Source organism: Crystallibacter degradans (assembly GCF_012952295.1).
GTDB classification, from domain to species: domain Bacteria; phylum Actinomycetota; class Actinomycetes; order Actinomycetales; family Micrococcaceae; genus Crystallibacter; species Crystallibacter degradans.
In genome coordinates this window covers 134,300-158,008 of record NZ_JABBCH010000008.1, presented here as the reverse complement: position 1 = coordinate 158,008, position 23,709 = coordinate 134,300, and the positions used below count along the sequence as shown (strand labels likewise).

Here is a 23,709-nt window from a genome sequence, read left to right as displayed (position 1 = left end):
TAACAAGGAGGAATACCATGCCGAAGATTACCTACATCCTGCCCGATGGACTGGAAACAGTACTGGATGCGGAACCGGGCATCAGCGTGATGCGCACTGCGGTTTCCAACGGAGTGCCGGGCATCGTCGCTGAATGCGGCGGCAGCGCCATGTGCGCCACCTGCCATGTCTACGTCGAAACCGAAGATCCGGAAGGGCTGGCCGCCGTCAGCGACGTGGAAGACGAGATGCTGGACTGCACCGCCTCTGAACGCTGCGCCAACAGCCGGCTTTCCTGCCAGCTGCAGGTTTCGGAGGACATTACCGTCCGCCTTCCCGAAACCCAGCTCTGAGCTCAGGGTCGGGCAGAGGTTCCGCTGGGAGGGAAATCGACGTAGGTTGAAGAAACGGTTCGGCGGCACTCGGAGGGACGTAACTGTGGCAGACGAACAGCGGGAAAGTGTTCCGGGCAATGGGCAGCAGGGCTGTCCTTTCTGCGGCGCGGGACTGCGCGGGCTCGACGAGAGCCAGTGGCCTGCGGAAGGCCCGGTCCCCGAGGGGACTCTGGCGGTGTACCTGTGCGAGGGGCAGCACCGGGTGATCGTGGCGCCGCCCGCAGTCCAAGGCTAAAGGTCCTCGTGGGCGTGCCGATCCTTGATGATCCGGTCGATCTCATCGCGCAGGGTGACAGCATCTTCGAGATTGAGCCTGAGGCTGTCACCGGTCTCTACCCAGCCGATGCTGAGCACTTCGTCGCCGGAGATGCCGGTTATCCCGACAGTCAGTGCCCGGCCGCCGAGTCTGCTTACGTCGCCGATGACCATATCGCCGGCGTCGTCTTTGGCAATTTCCATTGTTCTCTCCTTTGTAGGTGGGAGACTGCGCAGCAGCGGTTCCGCTTCTACTATTGCCGGTTTGCTGCGCACCCCGCTAGGGGCGGTGCCGGCACGGGGTATCGCGGTAGCCCGCCGTCGTACGCTGTATCGCCTCACCGAGAGAAGGATTTCCAATGAACGACGCCGGTTCCCGCCTGATTTTCGGCTGCATGGGTTTGGGTGGCGGCTGGGGTTCCGGACCGCTTGAAGCCGGCGATATAGCGGCGGCCAACACGGCCGTTGATGCGGCGTTGGAAGCGGGCATCACAATCTTTGACCATGCCGACATCTACGCGCACGGCAAGGCGGAAGAAGCATTCGGGCGCGTCCTCATGGACAGACCGGAGCTGCGCGATAGGATCCAACTGCAGACCAAATGCGGTATCCGGCTTCCGGCCACCGGCCGCATCGGGCAGTACGATTCCTCCCGTGAAACGATCATTGCCCGGGTTGAGGAGAGTCTGGAGCGGCTGGGCACGGACCGGATCGATGTGCTGTTGATCCACCGTCCGGACCCGCTCGCACACCCGGAGGAAATCGCCTCCGCTTTCCAGCAGCTTAGGGACGGCGGTAAGGTGCTGCGGCTGGGCGTTTCAAATATGTCCGCAGACCAGATGCGCTGGCTCCAGTCCTCCCTGCCGGACCCGATTGCGGCGAACCAGCTGGAGATGAGCCTGCACCGCAGCGGATGGCTCGAATCCGGCGTGCTGGTCAACCACACCGAGGCCGCCGAGATCGGATTTCCGCACGGCACCCTTGAGTACTGCCAAGCGAACAACGTCGAACTGCAAGCCTGGGGCGCGCTGGCGCAAGGCCGCTACAGCGGGGCGGCCGGGACGGCGGAAACCGGCCCGGACGCGGCAACCGCGGCCTTGGTCACCGAAATCGCGGAGGAAAAGGAGTGTTCACCGGAGGCTGTGGTGCTGGGCTGGCTGACGCGGCATCCGGCCCGTATCCGGCCGGTGGTCGGTACCAGCAACCCGAAGCGGATCCAGGCTTGCGCGGAAGCCGAACAGATAGCCGCATCCATGACGCGGGACGAGTGGTATTCGTTGTGGGTGGCTGCCCGGGGACGCGCGCTTCCGTAATCAAGGGACTCACCCGGGGCTCTCGACAAGCTGAGCCGATCGGAGGAAGGTGGGAGGTGCGAATTTGTGCCAAGATCCCCTTCCGTCGAGACATCCATCAAAGGCGGTGAGGGCAGACCGCTTCCGGAGTGGCTTGAGCCGGGTTGCCCGGAGGCATCGTCGTACGGCTCGTATATTCCGCAGGAGCAGAAAATGTCTGCAAACGCTGTATCCCAGCTTGCCTCACGGTCCTTTGACGATCCGGATGAGAAACGCCGTCCCGATAAGACACAAGTAGATGTGGTCACGGTCAGCGACTACACCATGGCGCGGTTCCGATTCGAATCAGGATGGCGTTGGTCCGAGTGCATCAAACCCGTGGTCAAGACCGATTCCTGCCAGATCAGCCATGTGGGTTTGTGCACCGGCGGGTCCCTGACTGTCGAGCTGACCGATGGAACGCGTGCCACGGTGAAGGCCGGTGACTCCTACGCCATCCCTCCGGGCCATGATGCCTGGGTTGAGGGCAACGAGCCGTTTGTCGGCTACGAATTCCTGAGCGCGGCCGAATACGCGAAGGAGGCCTGAGTCCAAGCAGCGAACGTCCCCGCTAAATCGTGCGGCAAAGAGAAAGGCGCCGGCCGGGCTGGAGGTTGGGGGAAAACTCCGACCGGCCGACGCCGCATCACTCGCACCTTTATGAGGTGTTTTCACACTAAAGCTCCAACTTGTTTATTGACCCGGAGCAACCTGTGTGTTGCCTGAGTATCCCTTTGCGGCCTTGGTATCGTCTCTTTCCATGACCACTCCCCAGACACCCAACCTGTCCTTCCTGGCCACTATCGACGTCGCCGTCGGGCAGCCGGTCGAAGTCGGCGAAACTGCCGAGGGGCACCGGCGGATCATCCCTATCATCGGCGGTACGGTGCAGGGCCCGGCCTTGAGCGGCAAAGTGCTTCCGGCCGGCGCCGACTTCCAGATCCTCAAGTCCGAGACGGTCACCGAGCTGCAGGCGCAATACGCCATCGAGACCAACGACGGCGACCGCATCTACGTCTCGAACTTCGGTTTGCGCTCGGGTTCGGCGGAAGACATTGCCTCGCTGGTCCGGGGCGAGTCGGTGCCGCCGGAGCGGATTTATTTCCGCTGCAGTCCGCGGCTGAGCTCGGCTGGCGAACGTTGGGCGTGGCTTGGGTCAAAGATCATTGTCGGGACAGGAGAGCGGCACCCGGATGCCGTCCGGCTGAATCTTTTTGTGGTGGAGTAGGGCCGCATTACAGGGACGTTATAAGAGCTATCCGGCGGCCCCGGCCTCGTTCATAATGAAGCATGAGTGCGGATGAACTCTCCCTCCAGGCGGCCGTAGCCCGGCGGCTGCCGTCAGGTTTACGGGTTCTCGCCGTCGTCGCCGGTGTGCTTGGCGCACTGGTGGTGTCGCTGTTTTCCTGGAGCCTGGTTAGTCCGAAGCCGGCCGTACTGCTGATCCGGACTATGTTCGACCGGAACTGGCGCCGGGTCTCGCGCGAGATGGCCAGGCACGTGCCGGAGGGCATTTCGGAGGTCCTCCATGAGCAGTATCTGGACAGCAGCGACAGCGCCTACCTGGACGTCTACTATCCGGATCGTGCCGACACAGCCCGGGGGCTGCCGACCATCGTCTGGCTTCATGGCGGGGCTTGGGTTTCCGGGAGTAAGGAGGACGTGGCCAACTACCTGCGGATCCTTGCTTCTTACGGTTTTACTACTGTTGGCGTCGGCTATTCTCTGGCCCAGGCGCAGAAATACCCCGAACCCGTCCGCCAAGCAGCTGCCGCCCTGACCTATCTGCAGCAGCATGCAGAACGGCTGCGGGTGGACGCGGAACGGCTGGTGCTGGCCGGCGATTCCGCCGGTGCCCAGATTGCCGCCCAACTTGCGCTGCTGATCACCGATGCCGACTACGCTGCGAAGCTGGGCATCCCCGCCCCCATCCGTCTGTCGGAACTTCGTGCGGTGCTGCTGCATTGCGGCGGGTTCGATCTGTCCATCAAAAGCGCCAAGGGCGGCATGGGCAACGGCTTCCTGCGGACGGTGATGTGGGCCTACACCGGTTCCAGGAACTACCTGGCCATGCCGCAGGTGGATCTCGCGTCCATCACCGGCCGTGTCGGAGCGGACTTCCCGCCCGCGTTTGTGACCGCCGGCAACGCGGATCCACTGCTGCCGCATTCCCTCGCGCTTGCCGAAGCGCTCAGCGACCAAGGAGCCGACATCGAGACGTTGTTTTTCCCGGCCGGGTACGAGCCGGCACTCGGCCACGAATACCAGTTCAAGCTGGACAGCAGGGCCGCACAGCTCGTCCTGTCCCGGAGTGTGGACTTCCTGCGGCGCAAGACCGTTTGAGCTGGGTGGCAGTGGCTGAGGTGGAACGCGCCGGGTGGCAGCGGGTCGCGGAGAATCGTCACATTGCTCAGCCGCGGTGGCCGCGGAGCCGCTCCAGTTCGCGGCGGTCCTTCTTGGTAGGCCGGCCGGTGCCGCGGTCGCGCTGCGGGATGCGGAGCGACGGCGTGGGCGGCCGCTCCGGCGTGTGGTCGGTGTAGCAGTGCGAGGCGGCTTCGGCCCCGACGCGCTTGGCGATCAGCTGCCGGACTTCGAGAATGCGTTCGTAGCCCGGCTGGCGCACCCGGAGGGTATCGCCGGGCACCACGGCCTGGGAGGCCTTGGCTGGATTCCCGTTCAGGCGCACATGCCCAGCCCGGCAAGCAGCCGTAGCGGCGGAGCGCGTTTTGTAGGCGCGGATGGCCCACAGCCAGGCGTCGATGCGTACTGACTTCGGACTGCTTGTGGGGATGCTCATGATGGTCACTCAGTTTATCGGACGCAGAAAAGGCCGGCAGCAGCAACGTACGACGCCGGCACTTGGGTGAGTTTTTCGGCCCACCCTTGTGCCGGCGTCGTACTCTATTTGCCCGTTGACGGTGTCAGTCGGCGATGTAGAAGAGGCGCTTGTTGACGAATTCATCCATGCCGAGCGGGCCGAGTTCGCGGCCGAAGCCGGAGCGCTTGACGCCGCCGAACGGAATGTCCGCACCCTCGCCGACGCCGTTGACGTTGGCCATGCCGACCTCCAGGCGCTGGGCTATCCTGCGGGCGCGTTCCTCATCGGTGGAGAAGACGGTACCGCCGAGGCCGTAGTCGGTGTCGTTGGCCAGGGCAATGGCCTCCTCGTCGCTGGAGACCTTGTAGACCACGGCGACCGGGCCGAAGAGCTCTTCCTTGTAGGCGCGCATTTCCTTGGTCACACCGGTCAGCACTGTGGGAGCAAGGTAAGAGCCCGGGCCGTCCACCAGCTCGCCGCCGGCGTGGACCTTAGCGCCCTTGTTCACCGCATCCTTCAACTGTTCAGCGAGGCCTTCCGCTGCGACGCGCGACGAAAGCGGGCCGAAGGTATTCTCGGCGCCCTCGGCCGGGTTGCCGGGCTTCATGTTCTTGGCGCGCTCGGTCAGTTCGGCGACGAAGTCGTCATAGATGTCCTCCATGACAATCATGCGCTTGTTCGAGTTGCAGGCCTGGCCGGTGTTTTCCATCCGGGTATCCCACGCCTGACCCGCGGCCGCCTTGATGTCGGCCGAGTCCAGGACCACGTACGGGTCCGAGCCGCCGAGTTCGAGGACGGCCTTCTTGAGGTTGCGGCCGGCGATCTCGCCGATGGCAGCACCGGCCCGCTCCGAACCGGTCAGGGAGACGCCCTGGATGCGCGGGTCGGCAATGATCTCCGCAACCTGGTCATGCGTGGCGAAGACGTTAACGTAGGCGCCCTTCGGCAGGCCGGCGTCGTCCATGATCTTCTGGATGGCCAAGGCGGACTTGGGGCAGTTCTCCGCGTGCTTGAGGACGATGGTGTTGCCGAGCATCAAGTTCGGCGCGGCGAAGCGGGCCACCTGGTAGTACGGGTAGTTCCACGGCATGATGCCGAGCAGCGGTCCGACGGGGAGCTTCTGGATCATGGCGCGGCCACCGCCGATGGCCTTGATCTCCTGGTCCGCCACGAGGCTCGGGCCCTCAGTGGCGAAGTAGTTGAAAATGTCCGTGCAGAACTCGGCTTCGTCCTTGGACTCGCCGATGGGCTTGCCCATTTCTTCGGTAATGATGGCGGCCAGCTCGTCGGCGCGCTCGGTGAACAGCTCCGCGATGCGGGCTACCACTTTGGCGCGCTCGGTGATCGGCACGTCCTTCCAGGACTGGAAGGCTTCCTGGGCTGCCGCGAGTGCGTCCTGGATATCCGCGTCGGTGGCAGTCGGGAATTCTTCAACCACCTCACCAGTGGCCGGATTCAGCACCCGGTAAGCGGTCTTCGTGGATGAGGCGGTGTTGGTCGTAGCTGTCACGGCCAGGGCTCCTATCTGATCAACGGCACGCCGGAAATTACATTATTTCCGGCCATGCTGTAATCATGTCGCGAAAGGCCGATTTTGTGAAACCGGTCACGGTGTCGCGTCCCGTCGGGGCCGGGCGGGCTGTCGAGTTAGCGGAGCAGGCCGTCGAGACTGCGGACGATTTTTCGCATGATTGTTGCAGTCGCAATGAGCTCGGCCACGATTTCTTGCTGCCGGGGCGGGGTCAGACGCTCTAAGGGTACCGAACAGCTTAAGGCGTCGCCGCCACCGTCATCCAGGTTCAGACCGACCCCGAAGCAGCGTAAGCCCAGGGTGTTCTCTTCGTGGTCGATGGCGTAGCCCCGCTTCCTGCTGGCCTCCAGATCTGTCTTGAGCCTTCGACGCGAGGTGATGGTGTGCGGAGTCAAGGGCAGCAACTTCTCCGGCAAGTGGGCTTCCAGATCGGGGCCAATGTTTGCCAGCACCGCTTTGCCAAGCGATGTTGCATAAGCCGGAAGCCGGCGGCCGACGCGGTTGGATTTTCGTTCGTAAGCGGGGGATTCCTGCGTGGCGAGATAGACCATGTCGGAGCCATCCAGCCTGCCGTAGTGCACCGTCTCGCCCAGGCGTTTGCCGAGCTCCTCGAGGTGCGGCTGCACGATTCGCAACAGCGGATCCGTATCCAGATAGGTGGTGCCGGCGAGGAGTGCCCTGATACCGATGCTGTACATCGATCGGGTCGGATCCGTACGGACCCATCCCAGGTCAGTGAGAGTGCGCAGGAGTGCATAGATGCTGCTGCGCGGCGCGGACAGCTGCTCGCAGAGTTCCCGGATGGTCACTGGCTGGTTGCGCCGTGCAGCAAGGAACTCAAGAACTTCCACAGTTCGTGCCGCAGACTTCACTTCACGAATGCCGCTGAGGGGCGTCGTACTCGCCCGAACTGGTGCCGCCGAAGGTGCGCTCATGCGGGCTCCTTCCCGTGAAGATGACCGTTGACGATACTTTAGCGGAAAGGGTTGGTCTGGCGCAGTCGTCTTCATATGCAGACAGACTAGGAGGGGCGGAAGCTGTCGGCGGGTCCGGCAGAGGCTCCGTCAGCCGCGCGGGCCGACTGGGGGTTTGACCGCGTGGACGGGGCACCCGGCTTCGAGAATGATCCGCTGGGCTGTGCTGCCAAGAATCAGCTTGCCCACCCGGGAACGGCGGCGGACACCGATAACGACCAGATCGACGTCGTCTTCAAAGGAGACGTCAACGATGAGGTCGCCCGGATCGTCGTCGCCCTCCATGTCCCGGACCGCTGCCTGTACGCCAAGGTCCGCGGCTCGCTTCAGGGCTACCGCCAGTTCTGCCTGGGCGGCCGGCGTATTCTCCGCTTGAGCGGGGCCGAGGATCCTCAGATTGGTGCCGCGGAGGGCAGCCTCATCAATTGCACTCTGCAGCGCAATGCGTCCTTCGTCGGTGGGAACGAAGCCAACGGCAACACTCATGTCTACTCCTGTTTGCTGGTGGATGCGGGAGGTTATTGGACGGGAGTTTCCAAGGTGCCGTCGTCCAGGAATCGCTTGAGGTTAGCCAGGGTCAGTTGTGCCATGTCGGCGCGGGTTTCATGGGTGCCGCTGCCCAAATGCGGGAGGACGACGACGTTATCCAGCCCCAGTAGCTCCACGGGGACCTTGGGCTCTTCGGCGAAGACATCGAGTCCGGCGCCGGCCAGTTTTCCCTTGGCCAATGCGGCGACGAGGGCGGTCTCGTCGACCACGCTACCGCGGGCGATGTTGATCAGGTATCCATCGCGGCCCAGGGCATCGATAACGTCTGCGTTGATCAGTCCGGCGGAGTCGGGCCCGCCCGCGGCCGCCACGATGAGGACATCGGAGTCCCGGGCGAGATCAATGAGCGAGTCCCGGTATTCGTATGGGACGCCGTCGACGGGACGGCGGTTGTGGTACGAGATGAGGCAATCGAAGCCTTCCAGCCGGCGCGCGATGACTTTGCCGATGCGGCCGAGGCCGACAATGCCGACGCGCTTCCCGCTGGCTTTGGTTGCCAGCGGGAAGTTGCCCTTGCTTAGCCAATCGCCTCGACGGACATATCGGTCCGCGGTGCTGATCCTGCGGAGGACATCCAGGTAAAGTGCGAGGGCGGTATCGGCGACACAGTCATTGAGAACGTCCGGGGTGTTGCTGACAGCGATCCCGCGCTCGGCAGCCTGGGCCACATCGGTGGTGTCATAGCCAACGCCGAAGTTCACCACGGCGCGCAGGTTCGGCAGATGTTGCATGAGTTCAGTGCCTACACCGAATCGACCCGATGTCACGGCGACGCCGAATTCAGCGCCTCTGGCTGCGAGGAACGTAGCACGCTCATCTGCGTTGTCCGGCAGGCGTACGGCCCCGTACTCGGTGGTGATCGAATCCTGAACGGCGGGCATCAATGGACCTACCTGCAGCACTGCTTTGGTTGTCGTCATGAGTTGGACAGTAATGATGCGAATCGATGCGCGTCCAACTCGGAAATTGCATGAATCAATACGCTGGGCGCATTGATAGGGACACTGACGCAAAAATCCCCGGAATCATGCGGAACAGTGGGCTGGATCACAGGCAATGTCAAGGCCGGGTGCCGTTTTGGCGGCCGTTCACAGAAAAAGTGCTTCTTGACGGGTGGCGTTCGGGGCCACAAGCTGATGATCACCAGCACAGACGTGAGCTTCATACGTAGACAACGAACCGAGTGCAGTGCTTAGACCCGAAGGAATCCAATGATGTCTTCTTCACCATCCGCCAAACGGCAGCTCAGGCTGCAGATACCCGTCGTCGTTGCCGGGTCCGCTTTGCTTCTGAGCGGCTGCTCCGTAGCCAACTCAGAGGACACCGCCGGTGCTACCGCCGGCGCCGCGTCGGACACCCTCCGCGTGGTCCTGCAGCAAGAGCCGCCCACTTTGGAGGCTTGCGAAGCAAACCTGACCTCGACCGGTGTGGTTGTTCGGTCCAACGTCACCCAGCCCCTTATCGAGCGCAATCCGACTACCGGCGAACTCGAGCCGCTGCTGGCAACCGAGTGGGAAGCGACCTCGGACACCGAATGGACCCTGAAGCTTCGCGATGATGTGAAGTTCCAGGACGGGACCGACTTCAATGCGGAAGCGGCCGCGTACACGATTGACCGCGCTGTTAACTCCGACCTCGGCTGCAACGTCGAAGGGTACGTCTTCGGGGACACCGATCTGGAGGTCGAGGCAGTAGACGCTACAACACTGACCGTCACGACGCCGGAACCGGACCCCATTCTTCCGCTGCGGTTGTCCTTCCTCGAAGTAGTGCCGACTTCCACCAGCGACACCGAGAAAGTCCGGGAACCGATCGGCACCGGTCCCTACAAGATCGAGCAGTGGGATGCTGGCCAAAAGATCACGCTGAGCACCTGGGACGGTTACTGGGGCGAGGCGCCCGCCTTCCCCAAGGCGGAGTACCAGTGGCGTGGCGAGGGCACTGTCCGCGCGGCCATGGTAACGAGCGGCGAAGCCGACATTGCCATGGGCTTGGGACCGGATGACGGCGCCGGAGATCTCGGCGTGAACTACCCGAATAACGAGACGATCGGTCTGCGGCTCAGTGGCGATACGGCACCGCTCGATGATATCCGTGTCCGTCAGGCCATCAACTACGCCATCGACAAGGAAGGCATCGTCGCCAGCCTGTACCAGAACAAGGACAAGGTTGCAGCTCAGCTGATCCCTGAAGGAGTCGTGGGACACAACGCATCGTTGGAGGCCTGGCCTTTCGATCTTGAGAAGGCTAAGGCGCTTGTCGCTGAAGCCAAGGCTGACGGCGTGCCGGTCGATACCAAGATCACCCTGGTAGCCCGCAACGCGCAGTTCCCCAAGGTCACCGAGCTGTCCCAGGTGTTGCAGGAACAGCTGGCCCAGGCAGGCCTGAACGTTGAGCTGAAGATGACCGAAACGTCGCAGCACCTGCAGTACCAGATCCGGCCATTCGTTGAGGACCAGGGTCCGATCGCGCTGCTGATCCAGCACGGCAACCAGGCCGGTGACGCCGCCTTCACCGTTGAGCAGTACATGCTCAGCGACGGTGCCCAAAGCTCCTTCGGAACGGATGAGTTCGACCAGCGGCTGCTTGAAGCAGGCAAGACTTCCGGCGCTGACCGGCAGCAGGCCTACGAAGATATCTTCACTTACCAGAATGAGAACGTTGTGCAGTTCGCGACCATCGCCCATCAGACAGGCATCCTGGGCAAGTCCGCAGCCATCAACTACACGCCGAACTCATCCTCGGGCGACGAGTTGCGCCTGACCGAGATGACACCGGCGAGCTGAAAACGACAGCAGGGAAACGAGGAACGAAACCATGCTGGTCTACCTGAGAAAGCGAATCCTCTCCAGCGCGTTGCCGTTGGTGGCTGTGATCGTGGGAGTGTTCGCGCTTGCCCGACTGACCGGTAATCCGGCAAACCTGTACTTGCCGTTGAACGCCACAGATCAGATGCGGGCGGACTTTACCGCCCGCCACGGTCTGGACCAACCGCTGCTGACACAGATGGCCGATTACTTCGGCGGGGTCCTCAGGTTGGACTTCGGTGAGTCCCTCAGGACGGGGGAGTCCGCGGCCGCCATGGCGCTGCGGGCTTTCCCGGCCACCCTGCAGTTGGCCGCCACTACCATGGTGCTGGCCATCGTCCTGGCCGTGATCGTCGGTTGTTGGGCAGCGTTGAAGCCCAACGGCATCGCCGACCGTATCTCCAGTTTCGTCTCCATGGCCGCGGCCTCCATCCCGGACTTCTGGCTCGCCATTGTCGGCATCTGGATTTTTGCCATCACGCTGGGTTGGTTGCCGACCTCCGGTGTCGGCGGTGCGTCGGCCTGGGTGTTGCCCATCGCGACGTTGCTGTTGCGGCCGTTTGGTGTGTTGGTCCAGATTGTCCGGGGCGCCATGGTGTCCGCGTTGTCCGAACCGTATATCAAGCTGGCCCGCAGCAAGGGCGCCGGCGACGTGCGGGTGGTCACCCACCATGCACTGCGCAACGCCGCCGCCCCGGCGCTGACCGTGGCGGGCGATCTGACCGTGGGCCTGGTCAACGGCGCGGTAGTGGTGGAAACCATCTTTGGTTGGCCAGGCATCGGCAAGCTCATGATCGACTCCATCCTGCAGCGCGACTTCGCGGTCCTGCAGGCAGCGGTCCTGTTGACCGCCATTGCAATCTTTGTCCTGAACATCCTCATTGACCTGGGCTACGCGCTGCTGGATGCACGCGTCCGCCCGGCCACTGTGAAGGCGTAGGAGGAACCCATGACCACGCCCATCACCGCCTCCGGCCAGCAGCCGCCGCACGCTGACGCCGCACAACCTGACACCACCCTCCCGGATTCTCCGCCGTCCGGCAGCGACCCCAAGGGCGCCAAAGCCGGCAGTTCGGACAAGAAGCTCAGCCTCTTCCGGCTGCTGCTACGGGACAAGTTCGCCACCGTCGCCGCCGTCGTGCTGGTCTTCGTCGGTCTGGTGGCGATCTTCGGCCCCATGCTGATGGGAGACCTGGCTACCAAACAGAACCTCATGTTCGCGAACAAGGCACCGTTCACCCTGGCCAACGGCTGGGAGTACTTCCTCGGCAGCGACTCGCTCGGACGCAGTGTTCTCGGCCGCCTGGTCGTGGCCACCCGGACCACTATCTCCGTGGCGCTGCCCGCCGTCGCCATAGCGTTGATCATCGGTTCCCTTTGGGGAGTGTGGGCCGGCTATCACCGCGGCTGGCGTGAAACCGTGTCCATGCGCATCGCCGATGTGATCATGAGCTTCCCCTCGCTGCTGCTCGCCGTCGTTGTTCTCTATGTTTTCAACCCCAGCGTCGCCAACATTGTGCTGATTCTGGCGATCACCCGCATTCCGATTTATCTGCGTACCGCCCGCGCCGAGTCGGCCGAGCTGCAAAGCCGGACCTTCGTGGACGCGGCGCGTACTTTCGGTGCCAGGCCCAACGCCATCATCGGCCGGCATGTCATCCCGGTGGTACTGCCGACCCTGCTGACGCTGGCCACGCTGGAGTTCTGCTACGTCATGCTGGCCGAGTCTTCCCTGAGCTTCCTGGGTATCGGCATCCAGCCGCCTGACGTGAGCTGGGGGCTGATGGTGGCCCAGGGCAGGCAGTATCTGCAGACCGCTTGGTGGCTTTCCATCTTCCCCGGCCTGGCCATCGTAATCACTACCATCGCCGCGAACGTGCTGGCGGCCTGGCTGCGGATCGCCACCGATCCGGCACAGCGCTGGCGTTTGGCGCTGCCGCGCAAACGCCTGATCGCCCGCATTCCTGTCAAGACCGAGGAGTCGAAGTAATGAGCGCTCTCACCCAGGCCTCGCCGGCTGCGGCCGGGCAGACCGGCACCACGGTGCTGAAAGTCGAGGGACTGACCGTGGACCTGCGCACCAGCCGCGGCACGGTGCGGGCCGTGGACAATGTGGGTTTCGAAGCCCGAGCGGGGGAGACCTTGGCGCTGCTGGGCGAGTCCGGCTGCGGCAAGTCCATGACGGCCAAGGCCGTTGCCGGGCTGCTGGATCCGATCGCGGACGTGACCGGCGGCGAGATTGTCCTGAACGGGACGGATCTGGCCGCGTTGAGTCCGCGGCAGCGGCGGAAGTTCGCCGGGCCGGAGCTGGGCATCGTGTTCCAGGACGCGTTGACCGCCCTCAACCCGGTTTATCCGGTGGGCACGCAACTGGGCGAGGCCTTCCGGATCCACCATAAACTCTCCGCGAAGCAGGCCAGGGCAAAGGCCATTGAGCTGATGAAACGCGTGGGCATCCCGGAGCCGGAGTCCCGGGTTAGCGCGTACCCGCACCAGTTCTCCGGCGGCATGCGCCAGCGGATCCTGATCGCGATGGCTGTGGCGTTGAATCCGCGGCTGCTCATCGCGGACGAGCCGACCACGGCCCTGGACGTCACGGTCCAGGCCCAGATCATGGCCCTGTTGCGCAGTCTCCGCGAGGAAAGCGACATGGCGGTAGTGCTCATCACCCACGACTTGGCCGTTGTCGCCGAAGAAGCGGATACCGTGGCGATCATGTATGCGGGGAATGTGGTGGAGACCGGGCGCGTGGCCGATGTCTTCTCCAACCCCCGCCACCCCTACACCAAGGGCCTGCTGGAGTCAGTGCCGGTCAACGCCGAACGTGGCGGTGAGCTGAACTCCATTCCCGGCAGCCCGCCCGAACTGCACAACATCCCGCCCGGCTGCGTATACCAGTCGCGCTGCCCGATGGTGCAGGAGATCTGCCGGGCCCAGCGCCCGGAACTGCTACCAATCAACGACGACGGCGGGAGCGCGGGCAGCCATTCCACCCGGCCTGCCACAGCCACGGCACTGCCTGTCACCGTGCGGGCGGCAGCCTGCCACTTCAGCGAGGAGCTGGACAATGACTGAAACACTGACCCGGCCGCAGGGGACCGGCACCCTGCTCGAAGTCGAGGGCGTCACCAAGACCTTCCACGTCCCCAAAGGTCCCTCGGGCAACAGCCGGCTGCGTGCCCTGGATGGCATCAGCCTCTCGGTAGAGCGCGGCGAAACGCTGGGGCTGGTGGGCGAGTCCGGCTGCGGAAAGTCCACGCTGGCCCGGACCCTGATGATGCTGGAGCGGCCGGACTCCGGGACCGTGCGCTTCGACGGACAGGACCCTTTCGGGATGCGCGGCAAGGAGCTGCTGGCCTGGCGTCGGCGGGTGCAGATGGTCTTCCAGGACCCGTTCGCGTCCCTGAACGCCCGCATGAACGCCGGAGAGATCATCTCCGAGCCGTGGCGGGCACACAAGGACCTCTACCGGACGTCGCGTGAACGTGATGCCCGGGTCCGCGAACTGCTGCATATGGTGGGGCTGCGGCCCTCGGACGCGAAGAAGTCTCCGCAGGAATTCTCCGGCGGCCAGCGCCAGCGCATCGGCATCGCCCGCGCGCTGGCCCTGAACCCCGACGTCATCATCCTTGACGAACCGGTCTCGGCCCTGGACCTCTCCGTCCAGGCCCAGGTGCTGAACCTGCTCAACGACCTGCAGCAGCGGCTCGGGGTGGCCTATGTGTTCATCTCGCACGATCTGTCCGTGGTCCGCCACGTCGCGGACCGGGTGGCCGTGATGTATTTGGGCCGGATCATCGAGACCGGTGTCACGGAGGAAGTCTTTGACCGTCCCCGCCACCCGTACACGGCCGCGCTGATGTCTGCTTCCCCCAAGCTGGATGTCACTGGCGCGGAGCGCAACCGGATCATCCTGCAGGGCGAAATACCCTCGCCGCTGGACCCGCCCTCAGGCTGCCGCTTCCGGACCCGCTGCTGGAAAGCCCAGGACATCTGCGCCGAGCAGCTGCCTCCGACCGTCCCCGCCCCCGAAGACGCGTCACACGCCGCCGAATGCCACTTCCCGCTGGAGACGATCAAGGTCCGCAACCCGGACCCGGCCCCGGACCCCGCGCCAGCTCAGTGACCTGGCCGGAGTACGTCCTCATAGCCGTAGCCATCTTTGCTGCAGCCGGTCTGCAGTCCTCGATCGGCTTCGGCATGGGCATGCTCGCCGCCCCAATCATTGCACTGGTAAACCCTGCGTTATTGCCTGCAACCATTATCATCCTGGCCCTTCTGCTGACCACCATAGTCACTGCACGGGAACGGGCCCATCTTGATCTTAAGGGCGCCGGCTGGGCGTTGGTGGGCAGGATTCCGGGCAGCCTGATGGGAGCCTGGCTGGTTGTGGTCCTCCCCGCCGAAGGGCTGGCCTGGCTGGTCGCCGCAGCCGTCCTAACGGGAGTCGCGCTGGCCTTCTTCGGCTGGGCACCCTTTCCGGGCCGGGTGAACCTAATCGCCGCGGGGGCAGCCTCTGGCATCATGGGAACCTCGACGTCGATCGGCGGCGCTCCCATGGCCCTTATCTGGCAGGGACAGCAAGGCGCCCGGCTGCGTGGCACCATGAGCGCCTTCTTCATGATCGGGTCAGCAGTCTCACTGGTCGCACTTGTAGCCGCCGGCCAAGTGACGTCCGAAGTCATCGTCCTGACAGCGTGGATGGTGCCAGCCGCCCTCGCCGGATACCTCGTCTCCCGCTACACCAATCGTTTCCTGGACCGCCGCCGGCTGCGGCTCATCGCACTCGCAGCATCCGGGTTCGGCGCGGTCCTGCTGGTGGGGCGGCTGCTGCTGGGCTGATAGCCAAGGCAGAGGCCTGGCCCCGGCAAGCAATTACCGGGACCAGGCCTCTGCCTCGCGGTCGTCGTTCTATTCGGCGGCGCGCACTATGTTGAACAGCGGCCGTCCCGCGGCGAGATTGGCGATGTTTGCCGCAATGTCGGCGGCGCGGCGCTCGAAGGTCACGCGCGCGTGGCCGGAGTAGTGCGGCGTTACGACGACGTTCGGCAGCGTCTCGAACGCAAAGTCCGACGGCGGAATGTTGCCCTTCACGGGTGCTCCCCACCAGACGTCGATCCCGGCTCCCGCGATGCGGTTGCCCGCCAGAGCGTCGTACAGCGCAGCCTGGTCCACTACCGGTCCACGGGCCACGTTGATCAGGAAGGCCGAGCGCTTCATCCGGGCGATTTCGGCGCCGCCGATCAGCCCATACGTGGCAGCGTCCAAAGGGACGGTCACGACTACCACGTCGGAAGTCTCCAGCAGCTTGGGCAGCTCGTCATGACCGCCCACCCACGCCGGATGCAGGCCTTCCGGCAGTGCTGCGGCCGGATTGTTGCGGACTGCCTGTACCGTCATGCCCATCGCCTCCGCGAGGCGGGCTACTTCGGTGCCGATTGAGCCCAGTCCCACCAAGCCCAGCACCATGGACTCCAGCGTCGGATGGAACGGCACGTCGGTGCTGGTGGCGATGGTCTGCCAGTTCCCGGCGCGAAGCTCGCGGTCCGCCGTCAGGACGCGGCGCGAGAGCATCAGCGTGATCATCAGGACGTGTTCGGCAATGGGGCGGGCATGATGGAAGGTGTTGGCCACGGCCACCGATGGGGCCAGCGAGTCGAGGGAAATCTTGTCGAAACCTGCCCCGGTAACGTGGACCAGTTGCAGCCGGGAGGCTCCGGTTGCCTGCTCCGCGGAAAGAGCCGAACAGACCACCACATCCGCGTCGGCGATGGCTTTGCATTGCCGCGCTGCATCCCAAGCCGCGGCCATCTGCCAATGGTGCGCACCGCCGTCGTGCTTTAGCTGCGTTTCGAAGCGGCTGATGATCGGGTCAGTGACCACTATGTTCAGCGGCCGCTCCATTGCGGTGCCTTCCTGGATCGTTACCATCGCGGGCACTTGAGCTCGTAGGCCGGATGGATCCGCTGCATGTAACCGGTGTCGTCGCGGCTGCGCAGCCCGGAGTCGAGGTACTGCCGGTGCAGTTTCTCCAGTCGGTCCCGGTTCAGTTCCACGCCCAGTCCCGGCAGCGTGGGAACCGCGACGGCTCCGTCCTTGAACTCCAGCGAACCGGGAAGAATGACATCTTCCTCCGGATCCTTCCAAGGCCAGTGCGTATCGCAGGCGTAGTCCAGATTCGGGGTAGCGGCGGCCAGCTGGACCATGGCCGCAAGACTGATGCCCAGATGCGAGTTCGAATGCATGGACAACCCCATACCGAAGGTGTCCGTGATCCCCGCCAAGGCCTGCGAGCGGCGCAATCCGCCCCAGAAGTGGTGGTCCGAGAGGATGACGTCCACAGCTCCGGCGGCTACTGCCGGCGCAACGTCGGCGAAGCTGACCACACACATATTGGTGGCCAACGGCATGGCTACCTCGCGGCGGACCTGGGCCATGCCCTCGAGGCCCGGTGTGGGATCCTCGAGGTACTCCAGGACGCCGTCGAGCTCGCGGCCCACGCGGATGGACGTCTCAACTGTCCAGGCCGCATTCGGATCCAGCCGCAGCGGCAGGCCGGGGAATTCCGCACGCAGTGCCTTGATGGCGGCAATTTCCTGATCGGGTTCGAACACGCCGCCTTTGAGCTTGAGGGCGGTGAATCCGTAGTCCCGGACCAGCCGGCGGGCCTGCTCGACGATGCCCTGCGGGTCCAGCGCTTCACCCCAGGAATCCGCCTCAACGCCCGGATGCCCGGCCCACTTGTAGAAGAGGTATCCGCTGAAATCGACGGCCTCCCGGACAGCGCCGCCGAGCAGGTCACTGACGGGACGGCCCAGCAGTTTGCCCTGGATATCCAAGGCCGCGACGTCGAAGGGGGAGAGCACGCGATCCGTGGTGCTGGACCCGGTGACCATCCCGCTCATCCCGTGGCCGCCTTGGCTGGTGTCCGAGGCCAGCGCTGCGGCAACCTTCGCCCGCATTTGATTGATGTTGAAGATGTCCGTGCCCGGCAGGGACCGGGCAGCCGCGTGGAGCCGCGCCAAGTGCGCCTCGTCGCCGTAGGTTTCGCCTAGTCCGCTGACGCCGGCGTCCGTGTGGACCTCGACGATCGCCCGCAGGGCATATGGTTCGTGTACGCCCACCGTGTTGAGCAGGGGCGGGTCCTTGAAGGCAACGGGGGTGACGGTTACCCCGGTAATAGCGGCCTGGCCGAGGTTTGCCAGCACGGAAGTGGCTTGGTCCAATATCGATTCGCTCACGGGGAACGTCCTTTAGCCCAGAAGGGCCCGGCCGGCGGCCAGGAGACGCTTGAGCTCTTCGCGGTCCTGTTCCAGGGCGTCGGTCAGCGGCGGCCGAACATGGCCGCTTCGGATCCCACCAAGTGCCGCACCGGCCTTGACCAGGGCGACGGCGTAGCCCGGCACCGAATCGCGCAGCCGCACGAGCGGGTGGAAGAACTCCCGGCCCAGCTGGGCAAGACGCTCTTCGTCGCCGTCTTCGAGCGCTTGGTAGAAGGCGACCGAGAGTTCCGGCGCAAATGCGAAAGTGGCGGATGAATACAGCGTTACGCCGATGGCGCGGTAAGCCTGCTGGGAGGCCTCGGCTGTGGGCAGGCCGTTGAAGAACTGGAAGTCCTTGCCTGTTCCCGCCAGCTCATCCTTGACGGCGCGGACAATGCGCGCCATCAGGTCGATGTCTCCGGCGCCGTCCTTCAGGCCCGCAACGTTGATGATGCGGGAAATCTCAACAGCGGAGGCTTCCGTGAATCGGGCATTGGCGCGGTGGTAGACGATGACCGGCAGCGATGTGGCCCCGGCGATGGCCCTGACGTATGCCACCAGACCCTCTTGCGGGCTGTTAACAAGGTAAGGGGGGAAGAGCAGGATGCCGTCGGCTCCAGCCGATTCCGCCAGTTGGACCTGCTCCTTGGCGAGGGCCAGCGCGCCGCCGGCTCCCGCATACACCGGTACCCGGCCCGCCGTCGTCGCAACAGCGGTGGTCACCACATCGGAGAGTTCGGCCAAGGAAAGGGCATGGAATTCGCCGGTCCCGCAGCCGATGAAGATACCGCCCGGCCCGAATTTCAGCCCATGCTCCAGATGTTCTTTGAGGGCGCCGTGATCCACGGAATCGTCGCTGGCGAATGGGGTAATAGGAAAGAACAGCACACCGTCAAGCATCATTTAATCTCCTTGGTAGCTAAAGGACCGGCGCTTCGTTGTCGCCTGCACTACTCTGACGATAAGTGCCGTCATCGATGCGCGTCCAAGCTAAAATAGGCACAGAACAATACAAGGAGCGCATTGATGTTTACGCTGATCCAGTTGGAGTCCTTTATTGCAGTAGCCGAGGAGCTGCACTTTGGTGCTGCAGCCGAACGGCTCAACATGACGCAGCCGCCCCTGAGCCGGCAGATCCAGCTGTTGGAAAAGGAGTTGCACGCGCAGCTCTTCGACCGCACCAGCCGCCGAGTCGAGCTGACCGCCGCGGGCCGGACCCTGTTGCCCAGTGCCCGGCTGATCCTTGACTTGTCAATCAAAACCCAGCTGGACGTCCAGCGAGTGGCAACAGGTGACGCCGGCGCCGTCACTATTGGCTACACCGCCATAGCCGGCCAGAGCGCGCTGCCCAGACTTCTCAGACGCTCTGCCGAGGATCAGCCAGGCGTTTCCCTGCTGCTGCGCGAATTGGTATCCACGGACCAGATGGACGGACTGGTCAAAGGCACGGTGGATATCGGCTTGCTTCGGCCAATTGTTGCCCGACCCGGCATCGTCTCACGGCCGGTGATGCAGGACCGCCTGGTGATCGCCTTGCCCGAGGAGAGCCCGTTGCTGGAGGAGGCGGAGTCCCTGCCGCTGCAGGCCCTGAGCGGTGAGCCTTTGATGATGTACTCGACCAGCGAGGCCCGCTACTTCCACGACTTGGTGCTGCGGCTGTTTGCCAGTGCCGGTGCGGAGCCCCGGATCACCCAGTACGCCAGCCAGGTTCCGGCCCTGTTGGCCTTCGTGGAAGCAGGCCTGGGCGTGACGCTGGTTCCGGCGTCGACGCGGGCGTTTTCGCCGCCGCGGGTGCGGTTCCGTGAGATCGAAGGCTCCCGCGGTACGCAAGCGCTGAACCGCGTAGACCTTGAGGTGGCGTGGAACGAGAACAATACCAATCCGGCGGTTCTCAAGCTCCTGAGCCTGCTGGACGGGAACCTGGACGAACCGTCAGCCGCCGGCGCCGCCTAGGCCCAGCCTGGCACGATTGCTGCTTGGCGCGATCCGCCGCCGGTCCTTGGAAGCCAAGCGTCCGCCGTCGTTGGTTGGGAACAGTTCCTCAGATGTAGGCGGGTTGTTCGAGCCGGCGGAAGGTGGATCCGTGGAAGACCAGCGGTTCGTGGGCGCCGTCGTGCGTGGTCAGGCCGTGGACGCGCAGCAGCACCACATGGTGGTCGCCGGCGGGGACTTCCTGCTCCACGGAGCAGTCCAGCCACAGCGCGGCTTCCTCGAGGAAGAGGGCGCCTTCGTCCGTGGAGTGCAGGGGCAGGCCGGCGAAGCGGTCCCCGGTCTTCGAGGCTATCTGGCGGCAGACGCCGTCATGCCCGGCGCCGAGGATGGACACGCCGATCCGGTCGGCCTGGCGGACTACCGGCCAGGTGCGGGAGGTGTTCTGCACCGCGAACATCACCAGCGGCGGGTCCATGGAAACGCCGACGGTGAAGGAAGAAGCCACGATTCCCTGCGGCTCGCCGTCGACCAGGGCGCACAAGGCAGCGATGCCGGAGGGGAAGCGGCCGAAGGCGCTGCGGAGGGTGTCGGGCTGCAGGTCGTCAGTCAGGGGCATCGCGGTTGTCCTTTGCCATCAGGCGGATCCGTTGGCCCGGCTCATCGCGTGGGGCGGATACGCGGTACTTGCCGAACCGGTGTCCTTCCGGTAAGGCCGAATCATCACCTGGAGCACCCCGCTACGCACGAGAGGGTTGCCGGCCAACAAGCCAGGGCTTGATGTTGGCGCTCATGATTCAACTATCACGCTAAGAGCTTGACGGGCCGCGGGTCAAGCCAAGGCAATAGGACGTAACGCGCGGTCAGGCCGTCGCGGGGTGGGCTGTGTAGTGCAGGACTGATCTTTTCTGCTGTTCCGTCAGCTCCTGGGCTACGCCGCAGGCGGCGCAAACCAGCACGTACTGCCGCGCCCGGACGATTGGGGAGACTTGGGTTCCGGCTCTGCCCAGGTGCTTGTCCAGGCGGTGTTCTCCAACCGAGTCGCAGCGGGCACAGTGCAGGTCAAGGGCGGCCAGGGTACGCATGGCCAGTCGGCGGGGCAGATTTTTCACGGCAGATCCTTGGGCGTGAGACGTGCGCGGATGAAGGGAAAGCTGTGGTTCGTGGTGTCCCGCAGGGACGGGTACTGAGGTTCTTCCATGGTAGGGACGCGGCTTCCCGACGACAATGACCGTAATGGGAAAGAGATTCCGGACGTAGACGCGAGATTGCGCCGTTATCAAGGTGCCGGCCTTGCCGTCGCGGCTACGCTGGGTGAAACAACAGTCATCGGGCCAATGCAGCGGCCCGTGTACGGGGGAGGCAGCTATGGAAACGTCGTCGGAAATGCCGAGTGATTGGCAGCGGGCGCTGGTGGTGATGGCCCACCCGGATGATCCGGAGTACGGGGCCGCGGCGGCCGTCGCCCAGTGGACAATGGCGGGCAAGAGCATCGGCTACGTGTTGGCGACGCGAGGTGAAGCAGGCATTGCGGGGCTTGATCCCCAGGAGGCGACGGTGCTCCGTGCCGAGGAACAGCGCCGGGCGTGCGGGCACGTCGGCGTCGAGGACCTGGAGTTCCTGGACTACGCGGACGGCAGGATCGAGAACACGCTAGGTCTGCGGATGGATATCGCCCGCGCCATCCGCCGGCACCGGCCGGACGGCATCATCACCCTGAACTTCGGCCAAACCTGGGGCCCGGGCAGCTGGAATTCTCCCGACCACCGCAACCTGGGAACAGCTGTCATGGACGCGGTAGCGGACGCGGCCAACGAGTGGATCTTCCCCGAGCTCAGCGCAGAAGATCTGCCGCCGCACGCCGGCGTGCGCTGGGTGGGCGTGTGTTCCATGCACCCCACGCACTGGCTCGACGTCGACGAGGACAGCATTGAACGGGCAGTCCGGTCCCTGAGCGAACACCGGCGTTATCTGGAAGCGCTGAGCCCGGAGCCCGTTGAAGCCCAGGCCCGGCGCCAGATCGAGCTGACCACCGGTGGTCCCGACGCCGCAGCCCGGCGGGTCGGGTTCGAGCTGTACCGGTTCTAGCCCGGCCTTCGCGGTCTAGAATTCTTCGGTATCGACGTCGGCCTGCATAGCGGGGCTGTAGCGCGGGCCGTGGACGGTCTGCTCGTTAATCAGCGCGTCCGCGCGCTTGAGCACCTCCTCATTAACGACGACGGCGTCGCCCGCCAGATCCTCGTCCAGGTGGGGAACGCCGGTGGTTCCCGGCAGCGCGATGACGTGCTCGCCCTGGTGCAGCAGCCACGCGATGGCCAGCTGGGCGGGAGTGCAGCCGGCTTCCCCGGCCAGTCCCGCGAACTGATCCAGGAGCTCAAGGTTCCGCGGGTAGTTCGCGGCGGAGAAGCGCGGCATCGCGCGTCGGATGTCCGTTTCCGGCAGCGCTGCGACGTCGCGGATCTTGCCGGTAAGGAAGCCGCGGCCCAGCGGGCTGAACGCGACGAAGGCCGTGCCGAGCTCCGCGCACGCGGCCAGCGTGCCGAGCTCGGGATTGCGGCTCCAGAGAGAGTACTCGGTCTGGAGCGCGGCAATCGGATGGACGGCATGTGCCCGCCGCAGCGTTGCCGCCGAAACCTCGGACAGGCCGATTCCGCCGATCTTGCCTTCCTGGACCAGTTCGGCCAGGGCACCGACACTGTCTTCAATCGGAATGTCCTGGTCCCAGCGGTGCAAGTAATAGAGGTCGATGTGGCCCGTACGGAGCCGGCGCAACGCGTCCTCGCAGGTGGCTTTGAGCGTTTCCGGACGGCCGTCGATCACACGTTTGCCGTCAACACTGGTCATGCCGCATTTGCTGGCCAGGAAGAACTCATCGCGCCGCGAACCGAGTACCTCGCCGACCAGCGTCTCGTTGGCCGTGGCCCCGTACAGCGCCGCTGTATCAAAGTGAACCACTCCGCTGTCCAGAGCATGCCGGAGCAATTCTGCAGCAGCTTCCCGCGGCGGCGGAGTCCCGTAGGCGTGGCTGAGATTCATGCAGCCCAGACCGATGCTGGCAACTTCCTGGGTGCCGATGCGGCGAGATTGCACTGTTGAGTCCTGTCGATTGGGGCTGTCCCGTCCGGAACTGTCCTTACTTTCTTAGCACGCGCCGCCGGCAGCCCGCTCCTTCCCCCGGTGCGAAGGGCCGGGCGGGAAGAAGGCCTGGCTATAAGGCCCTGTCCAAATCGGACTGCGGACACTAACGTGATGGAGGGACGCTCAATTCGGCCAGCGGACGCCGGTGGCCTGGCTGCGCAGGAAGGACCATCATGGGCACGCTCATTATCCAGCAGTTCACCACGATGGACGGCTACGCGGCCGAGCCTGACGGCGGCCTGCGGTTTATGGACCAGATCCGCGGCTGGACTTCCATAATGGATGCCAACACCCGCCTGCTTGAGGGCTGTTCGGCCATTCTGCTCGGCCGGGTAACCTACTCGATGTTCGCCGCTTACTGGCCGGGCGCCGATCCGCAGCAGGAGCCCATTGCGGAGCCGATCAACCGGCTGCCCAAGCACGTGGTGTCCAGAACCTTGGACCGGGCGCCCTGGGGCGACGGCGAGGCGCAGGTTATCGGCGACAACATTCCCGCCCGGATCCACGAACTCAAAGACACCGAGAGCGGCGACGTTATTGTCTGGGGCTCGCTGACGCTGACACGGCTGCTGTTCCGCAAGGAGCTGGTGGATGAGTTGTACCTGCACATGCTGCCCACCGTGCTCGGCGAAGGGCTGCCGGTATATCCGCCGTCGGCCGCCGGAGAAAAGTTTGTCCTGCACAGCGCCGAGGTCCTGAAGCCCGGCGGTGTCGCTGTCCGCTATACCGTCCGCTAGGAGA

The 23,709-nt window shown here is 64.5% G+C and carries 27 protein-coding genes and 1 riboswitch; of the genes, 15 read left to right on the top strand and 12 right to left on the bottom strand.

Annotation, left to right across the window (positions count from 1 at the left end):
• The first annotated feature begins 17 nt into the window (after nucleotides 1–17).
• Both HGO92_RS14340 and HGO92_RS14335 read left to right on the top strand, forming a co-directional pair.
• Nucleotides 18–332: a 2Fe-2S iron-sulfur cluster-binding protein gene (locus tag HGO92_RS14340; RefSeq protein WP_169995943.1), complete on the top strand. Its 315-nt coding sequence runs from the start codon at nucleotides 18–20 to the stop codon at nucleotides 330–332.
• A gap of 85 nt (nucleotides 333–417) precedes the next feature.
• Entirely contained in the window at nucleotides 418–609 is a 192-nt protein-coding gene (locus HGO92_RS14335) for a hypothetical protein (protein WP_169995941.1), read from the top strand.
• On the opposite strand, the gene HGO92_RS14330 is transcribed toward HGO92_RS14335, so the two are convergent.
• A complete protein-coding gene (locus HGO92_RS14330) occupies nucleotides 606–833 on the bottom strand; it encodes a hypothetical protein (RefSeq protein ID WP_169995939.1) in 228 nt (75 codons plus the stop codon). The genes HGO92_RS14335 and HGO92_RS14330 overlap by 4 nt on opposite strands.
• 155 nt (nucleotides 834–988) lie before the next feature.
• Between HGO92_RS14330 and HGO92_RS14325 the strand changes: the two genes are divergently transcribed.
• From HGO92_RS14325 to HGO92_RS14310, 4 genes are all read left to right on the top strand, one after another.
• A complete protein-coding gene (locus tag HGO92_RS14325) occupies nucleotides 989–1,942 on the top strand; it encodes an aldo/keto reductase (protein WP_169995938.1) in 954 nt (317 codons plus the stop codon).
• Between the two features lie 192 nt (nucleotides 1,943–2,134).
• Nucleotides 2,135–2,509 (top strand): cupin domain-containing protein, encoded by a 375-nt coding sequence (locus tag HGO92_RS14320; RefSeq protein ID WP_169995936.1) that lies wholly within the window; start codon nucleotides 2,135–2,137, stop codon nucleotides 2,507–2,509.
• 211 nt (nucleotides 2,510–2,720) lie between these two features.
• A complete protein-coding gene (locus tag HGO92_RS14315; protein WP_169995934.1) occupies nucleotides 2,721–3,188 on the top strand; it encodes a DUF3237 domain-containing protein in 468 nt (155 codons plus the stop codon).
• Between the two features lie 62 nt (nucleotides 3,189–3,250).
• Nucleotides 3,251–4,303: an alpha/beta hydrolase gene (locus HGO92_RS14310; RefSeq protein ID WP_169995932.1), complete on the top strand. Its 1,053-nt coding sequence runs from the start codon at nucleotides 3,251–3,253 to the stop codon at nucleotides 4,301–4,303.
• A gap of 67 nt (nucleotides 4,304–4,370) precedes the next feature.
• Here the strand turns inward: HGO92_RS14310 and HGO92_RS14305 are convergent, their stop codons facing one another.
• From HGO92_RS14305 to HGO92_RS14285, 5 genes are all read right to left on the bottom strand, one after another.
• On the bottom strand, nucleotides 4,371–4,757 hold the full coding sequence (locus tag HGO92_RS14305) for an RNA-binding S4 domain-containing protein (protein WP_205834503.1): 387 nt from the start codon (nucleotides 4,755–4,757) through the stop codon (nucleotides 4,371–4,373).
• Nucleotides 4,758–4,881: 124 nt separating this feature from the next.
• Nucleotides 4,882–6,288, bottom strand: coding sequence for an aldehyde dehydrogenase family protein (locus HGO92_RS14300; RefSeq protein WP_169995931.1), 1,407 nt, complete (start codon nucleotides 6,286–6,288; stop codon nucleotides 4,882–4,884).
• 137 nt (nucleotides 6,289–6,425) lie between these two features.
• A complete protein-coding gene (locus tag HGO92_RS14295; RefSeq protein WP_169995929.1) occupies nucleotides 6,426–7,244 on the bottom strand; it encodes an IclR family transcriptional regulator in 819 nt (272 codons plus the stop codon).
• A gap of 129 nt (nucleotides 7,245–7,373) precedes the next feature.
• Complete coding sequence (locus HGO92_RS14290; RefSeq protein WP_169995927.1) at nucleotides 7,374–7,769, bottom strand: universal stress protein; 396 nt, start codon at nucleotides 7,767–7,769, stop codon at nucleotides 7,374–7,376.
• 32 nt (nucleotides 7,770–7,801) lie between these two features.
• Complete coding sequence (locus tag HGO92_RS14285; RefSeq protein WP_169995926.1) at nucleotides 7,802–8,752, bottom strand: 2-hydroxyacid dehydrogenase; 951 nt, start codon at nucleotides 8,750–8,752, stop codon at nucleotides 7,802–7,804.
• Nucleotides 8,753–9,046: 294 nt separating this feature from the next.
• On the opposite strand from HGO92_RS14285, the gene HGO92_RS14280 reads away from it, so the two are divergent.
• Genes HGO92_RS14280 through HGO92_RS14255 form a run of 6 tightly spaced genes read left to right on the top strand, consistent with a single transcriptional unit; the run spans nucleotide 9,047 to nucleotide 15,481 of the window.
• Complete coding sequence (locus HGO92_RS14280) at nucleotides 9,047–10,618, top strand: ABC transporter substrate-binding protein (protein WP_205834502.1); 1,572 nt, start codon at nucleotides 9,047–9,049, stop codon at nucleotides 10,616–10,618.
• 31 nt (nucleotides 10,619–10,649) lie between these two features.
• The gene (locus HGO92_RS14275; protein WP_169995922.1) at nucleotides 10,650–11,579 is read left to right on the top strand and encodes an ABC transporter permease; all 930 of its coding nucleotides are present in this window, start codon (nucleotides 10,650–10,652) and stop codon (nucleotides 11,577–11,579) included.
• Between the two features lie 9 nt (nucleotides 11,580–11,588).
• The gene (locus HGO92_RS14270; RefSeq protein ID WP_169995921.1) at nucleotides 11,589–12,629 is read left to right on the top strand and encodes an ABC transporter permease; all 1,041 of its coding nucleotides are present in this window, start codon (nucleotides 11,589–11,591) and stop codon (nucleotides 12,627–12,629) included.
• A complete protein-coding gene (locus HGO92_RS14265; RefSeq protein WP_169995920.1) occupies nucleotides 12,629–13,714 on the top strand; it encodes an ABC transporter ATP-binding protein in 1,086 nt (361 codons plus the stop codon). The genes HGO92_RS14270 and HGO92_RS14265 overlap by 1 nt, the downstream gene beginning before the upstream one ends.
• Nucleotides 13,707–14,765, top strand: a complete 1,059-nt coding sequence (locus HGO92_RS14260) for an ABC transporter ATP-binding protein (RefSeq protein ID WP_169995918.1) — start codon at nucleotides 13,707–13,709, stop codon at nucleotides 14,763–14,765. Before HGO92_RS14265 ends, HGO92_RS14260 begins: the two co-directional genes overlap by 8 nt.
• Nucleotides 14,762–15,481 carry a TSUP family transporter gene (locus HGO92_RS14255; protein WP_169995916.1) on the top strand — a complete coding sequence of 240 codons (720 nt, stop codon included), beginning with the start codon at nucleotides 14,762–14,764 and terminating at the stop codon, nucleotides 15,479–15,481. Before HGO92_RS14260 ends, HGO92_RS14255 begins: the two co-directional genes overlap by 4 nt.
• Before the next feature lie 69 nt (nucleotides 15,482–15,550).
• Here HGO92_RS14255 and HGO92_RS14250 read toward each other — a convergent pair whose 3' ends face one another.
• From HGO92_RS14250 to HGO92_RS14240, 3 genes are read right to left on the bottom strand one after another with little or no spacing between them, the layout of a single operon-like run.
• Nucleotides 15,551–16,570, bottom strand: a complete 1,020-nt coding sequence (locus tag HGO92_RS14250; protein ID WP_240974628.1) for a 2-hydroxyacid dehydrogenase — start codon at nucleotides 16,568–16,570, stop codon at nucleotides 15,551–15,553.
• Nucleotides 16,564–17,880: a glucarate dehydratase family protein gene (locus HGO92_RS14245; RefSeq protein WP_346768964.1), complete on the bottom strand. Its 1,317-nt coding sequence runs from the start codon at nucleotides 17,878–17,880 to the stop codon at nucleotides 16,564–16,566. Before HGO92_RS14245 ends, HGO92_RS14250 begins: the two co-directional genes overlap by 7 nt.
• Before the next feature lie 12 nt (nucleotides 17,881–17,892).
• Nucleotides 17,893–18,804 carry a 5-dehydro-4-deoxyglucarate dehydratase gene (locus HGO92_RS14240; protein ID WP_205834500.1) on the bottom strand — a complete coding sequence of 304 codons (912 nt, stop codon included), beginning with the start codon at nucleotides 18,802–18,804 and terminating at the stop codon, nucleotides 17,893–17,895.
• 123 nt (nucleotides 18,805–18,927) lie between these two features.
• On the opposite strand from HGO92_RS14240, the gene HGO92_RS14235 reads away from it, so the two are divergent.
• Nucleotides 18,928–19,854 carry a LysR family transcriptional regulator gene (locus HGO92_RS14235; RefSeq protein ID WP_169995914.1) on the top strand — a complete coding sequence of 309 codons (927 nt, stop codon included), beginning with the start codon at nucleotides 18,928–18,930 and terminating at the stop codon, nucleotides 19,852–19,854.
• 88 nt (nucleotides 19,855–19,942) lie between these two features.
• Here the strand turns inward: HGO92_RS14235 and HGO92_RS14230 are convergent, their stop codons facing one another.
• Nucleotides 19,943–20,449, bottom strand: a complete 507-nt coding sequence (locus HGO92_RS14230) for a flavin reductase family protein (RefSeq protein WP_169995912.1) — start codon at nucleotides 20,447–20,449, stop codon at nucleotides 19,943–19,945.
• 59 nt (nucleotides 20,450–20,508) lie between these two features.
• Nucleotides 20,509–20,628, bottom strand: a riboswitch (SAM riboswitch).
• 65 nt (nucleotides 20,629–20,693) lie between these two features.
• Nucleotides 20,694–20,942 (bottom strand): hypothetical protein, encoded by a 249-nt coding sequence (locus HGO92_RS14225; protein ID WP_169995910.1) that lies wholly within the window; start codon nucleotides 20,940–20,942, stop codon nucleotides 20,694–20,696.
• Nucleotides 20,943–21,198: 256 nt separating this feature from the next.
• On the opposite strand from HGO92_RS14225, the gene HGO92_RS14220 reads away from it, so the two are divergent.
• Nucleotides 21,199–21,918: a PIG-L deacetylase family protein gene (locus HGO92_RS14220; RefSeq protein WP_169995908.1), complete on the top strand. Its 720-nt coding sequence runs from the start codon at nucleotides 21,199–21,201 to the stop codon at nucleotides 21,916–21,918.
• A 15-nt stretch (nucleotides 21,919–21,933) separates the two neighbouring features.
• Here HGO92_RS14220 and HGO92_RS14215 read toward each other — a convergent pair whose 3' ends face one another.
• Complete coding sequence (locus tag HGO92_RS14215) at nucleotides 21,934–22,920, bottom strand: aldo/keto reductase (RefSeq protein ID WP_169995906.1); 987 nt, start codon at nucleotides 22,918–22,920, stop codon at nucleotides 21,934–21,936.
• Nucleotides 22,921–23,141: 221 nt separating this feature from the next.
• On the opposite strand from HGO92_RS14215, the gene HGO92_RS14210 reads away from it, so the two are divergent.
• Nucleotides 23,142–23,705: a dihydrofolate reductase family protein gene (locus tag HGO92_RS14210; protein WP_169995904.1), complete on the top strand. Its 564-nt coding sequence runs from the start codon at nucleotides 23,142–23,144 to the stop codon at nucleotides 23,703–23,705.
• Nucleotides 23,706–23,709 lie beyond the last annotated feature (4 nt).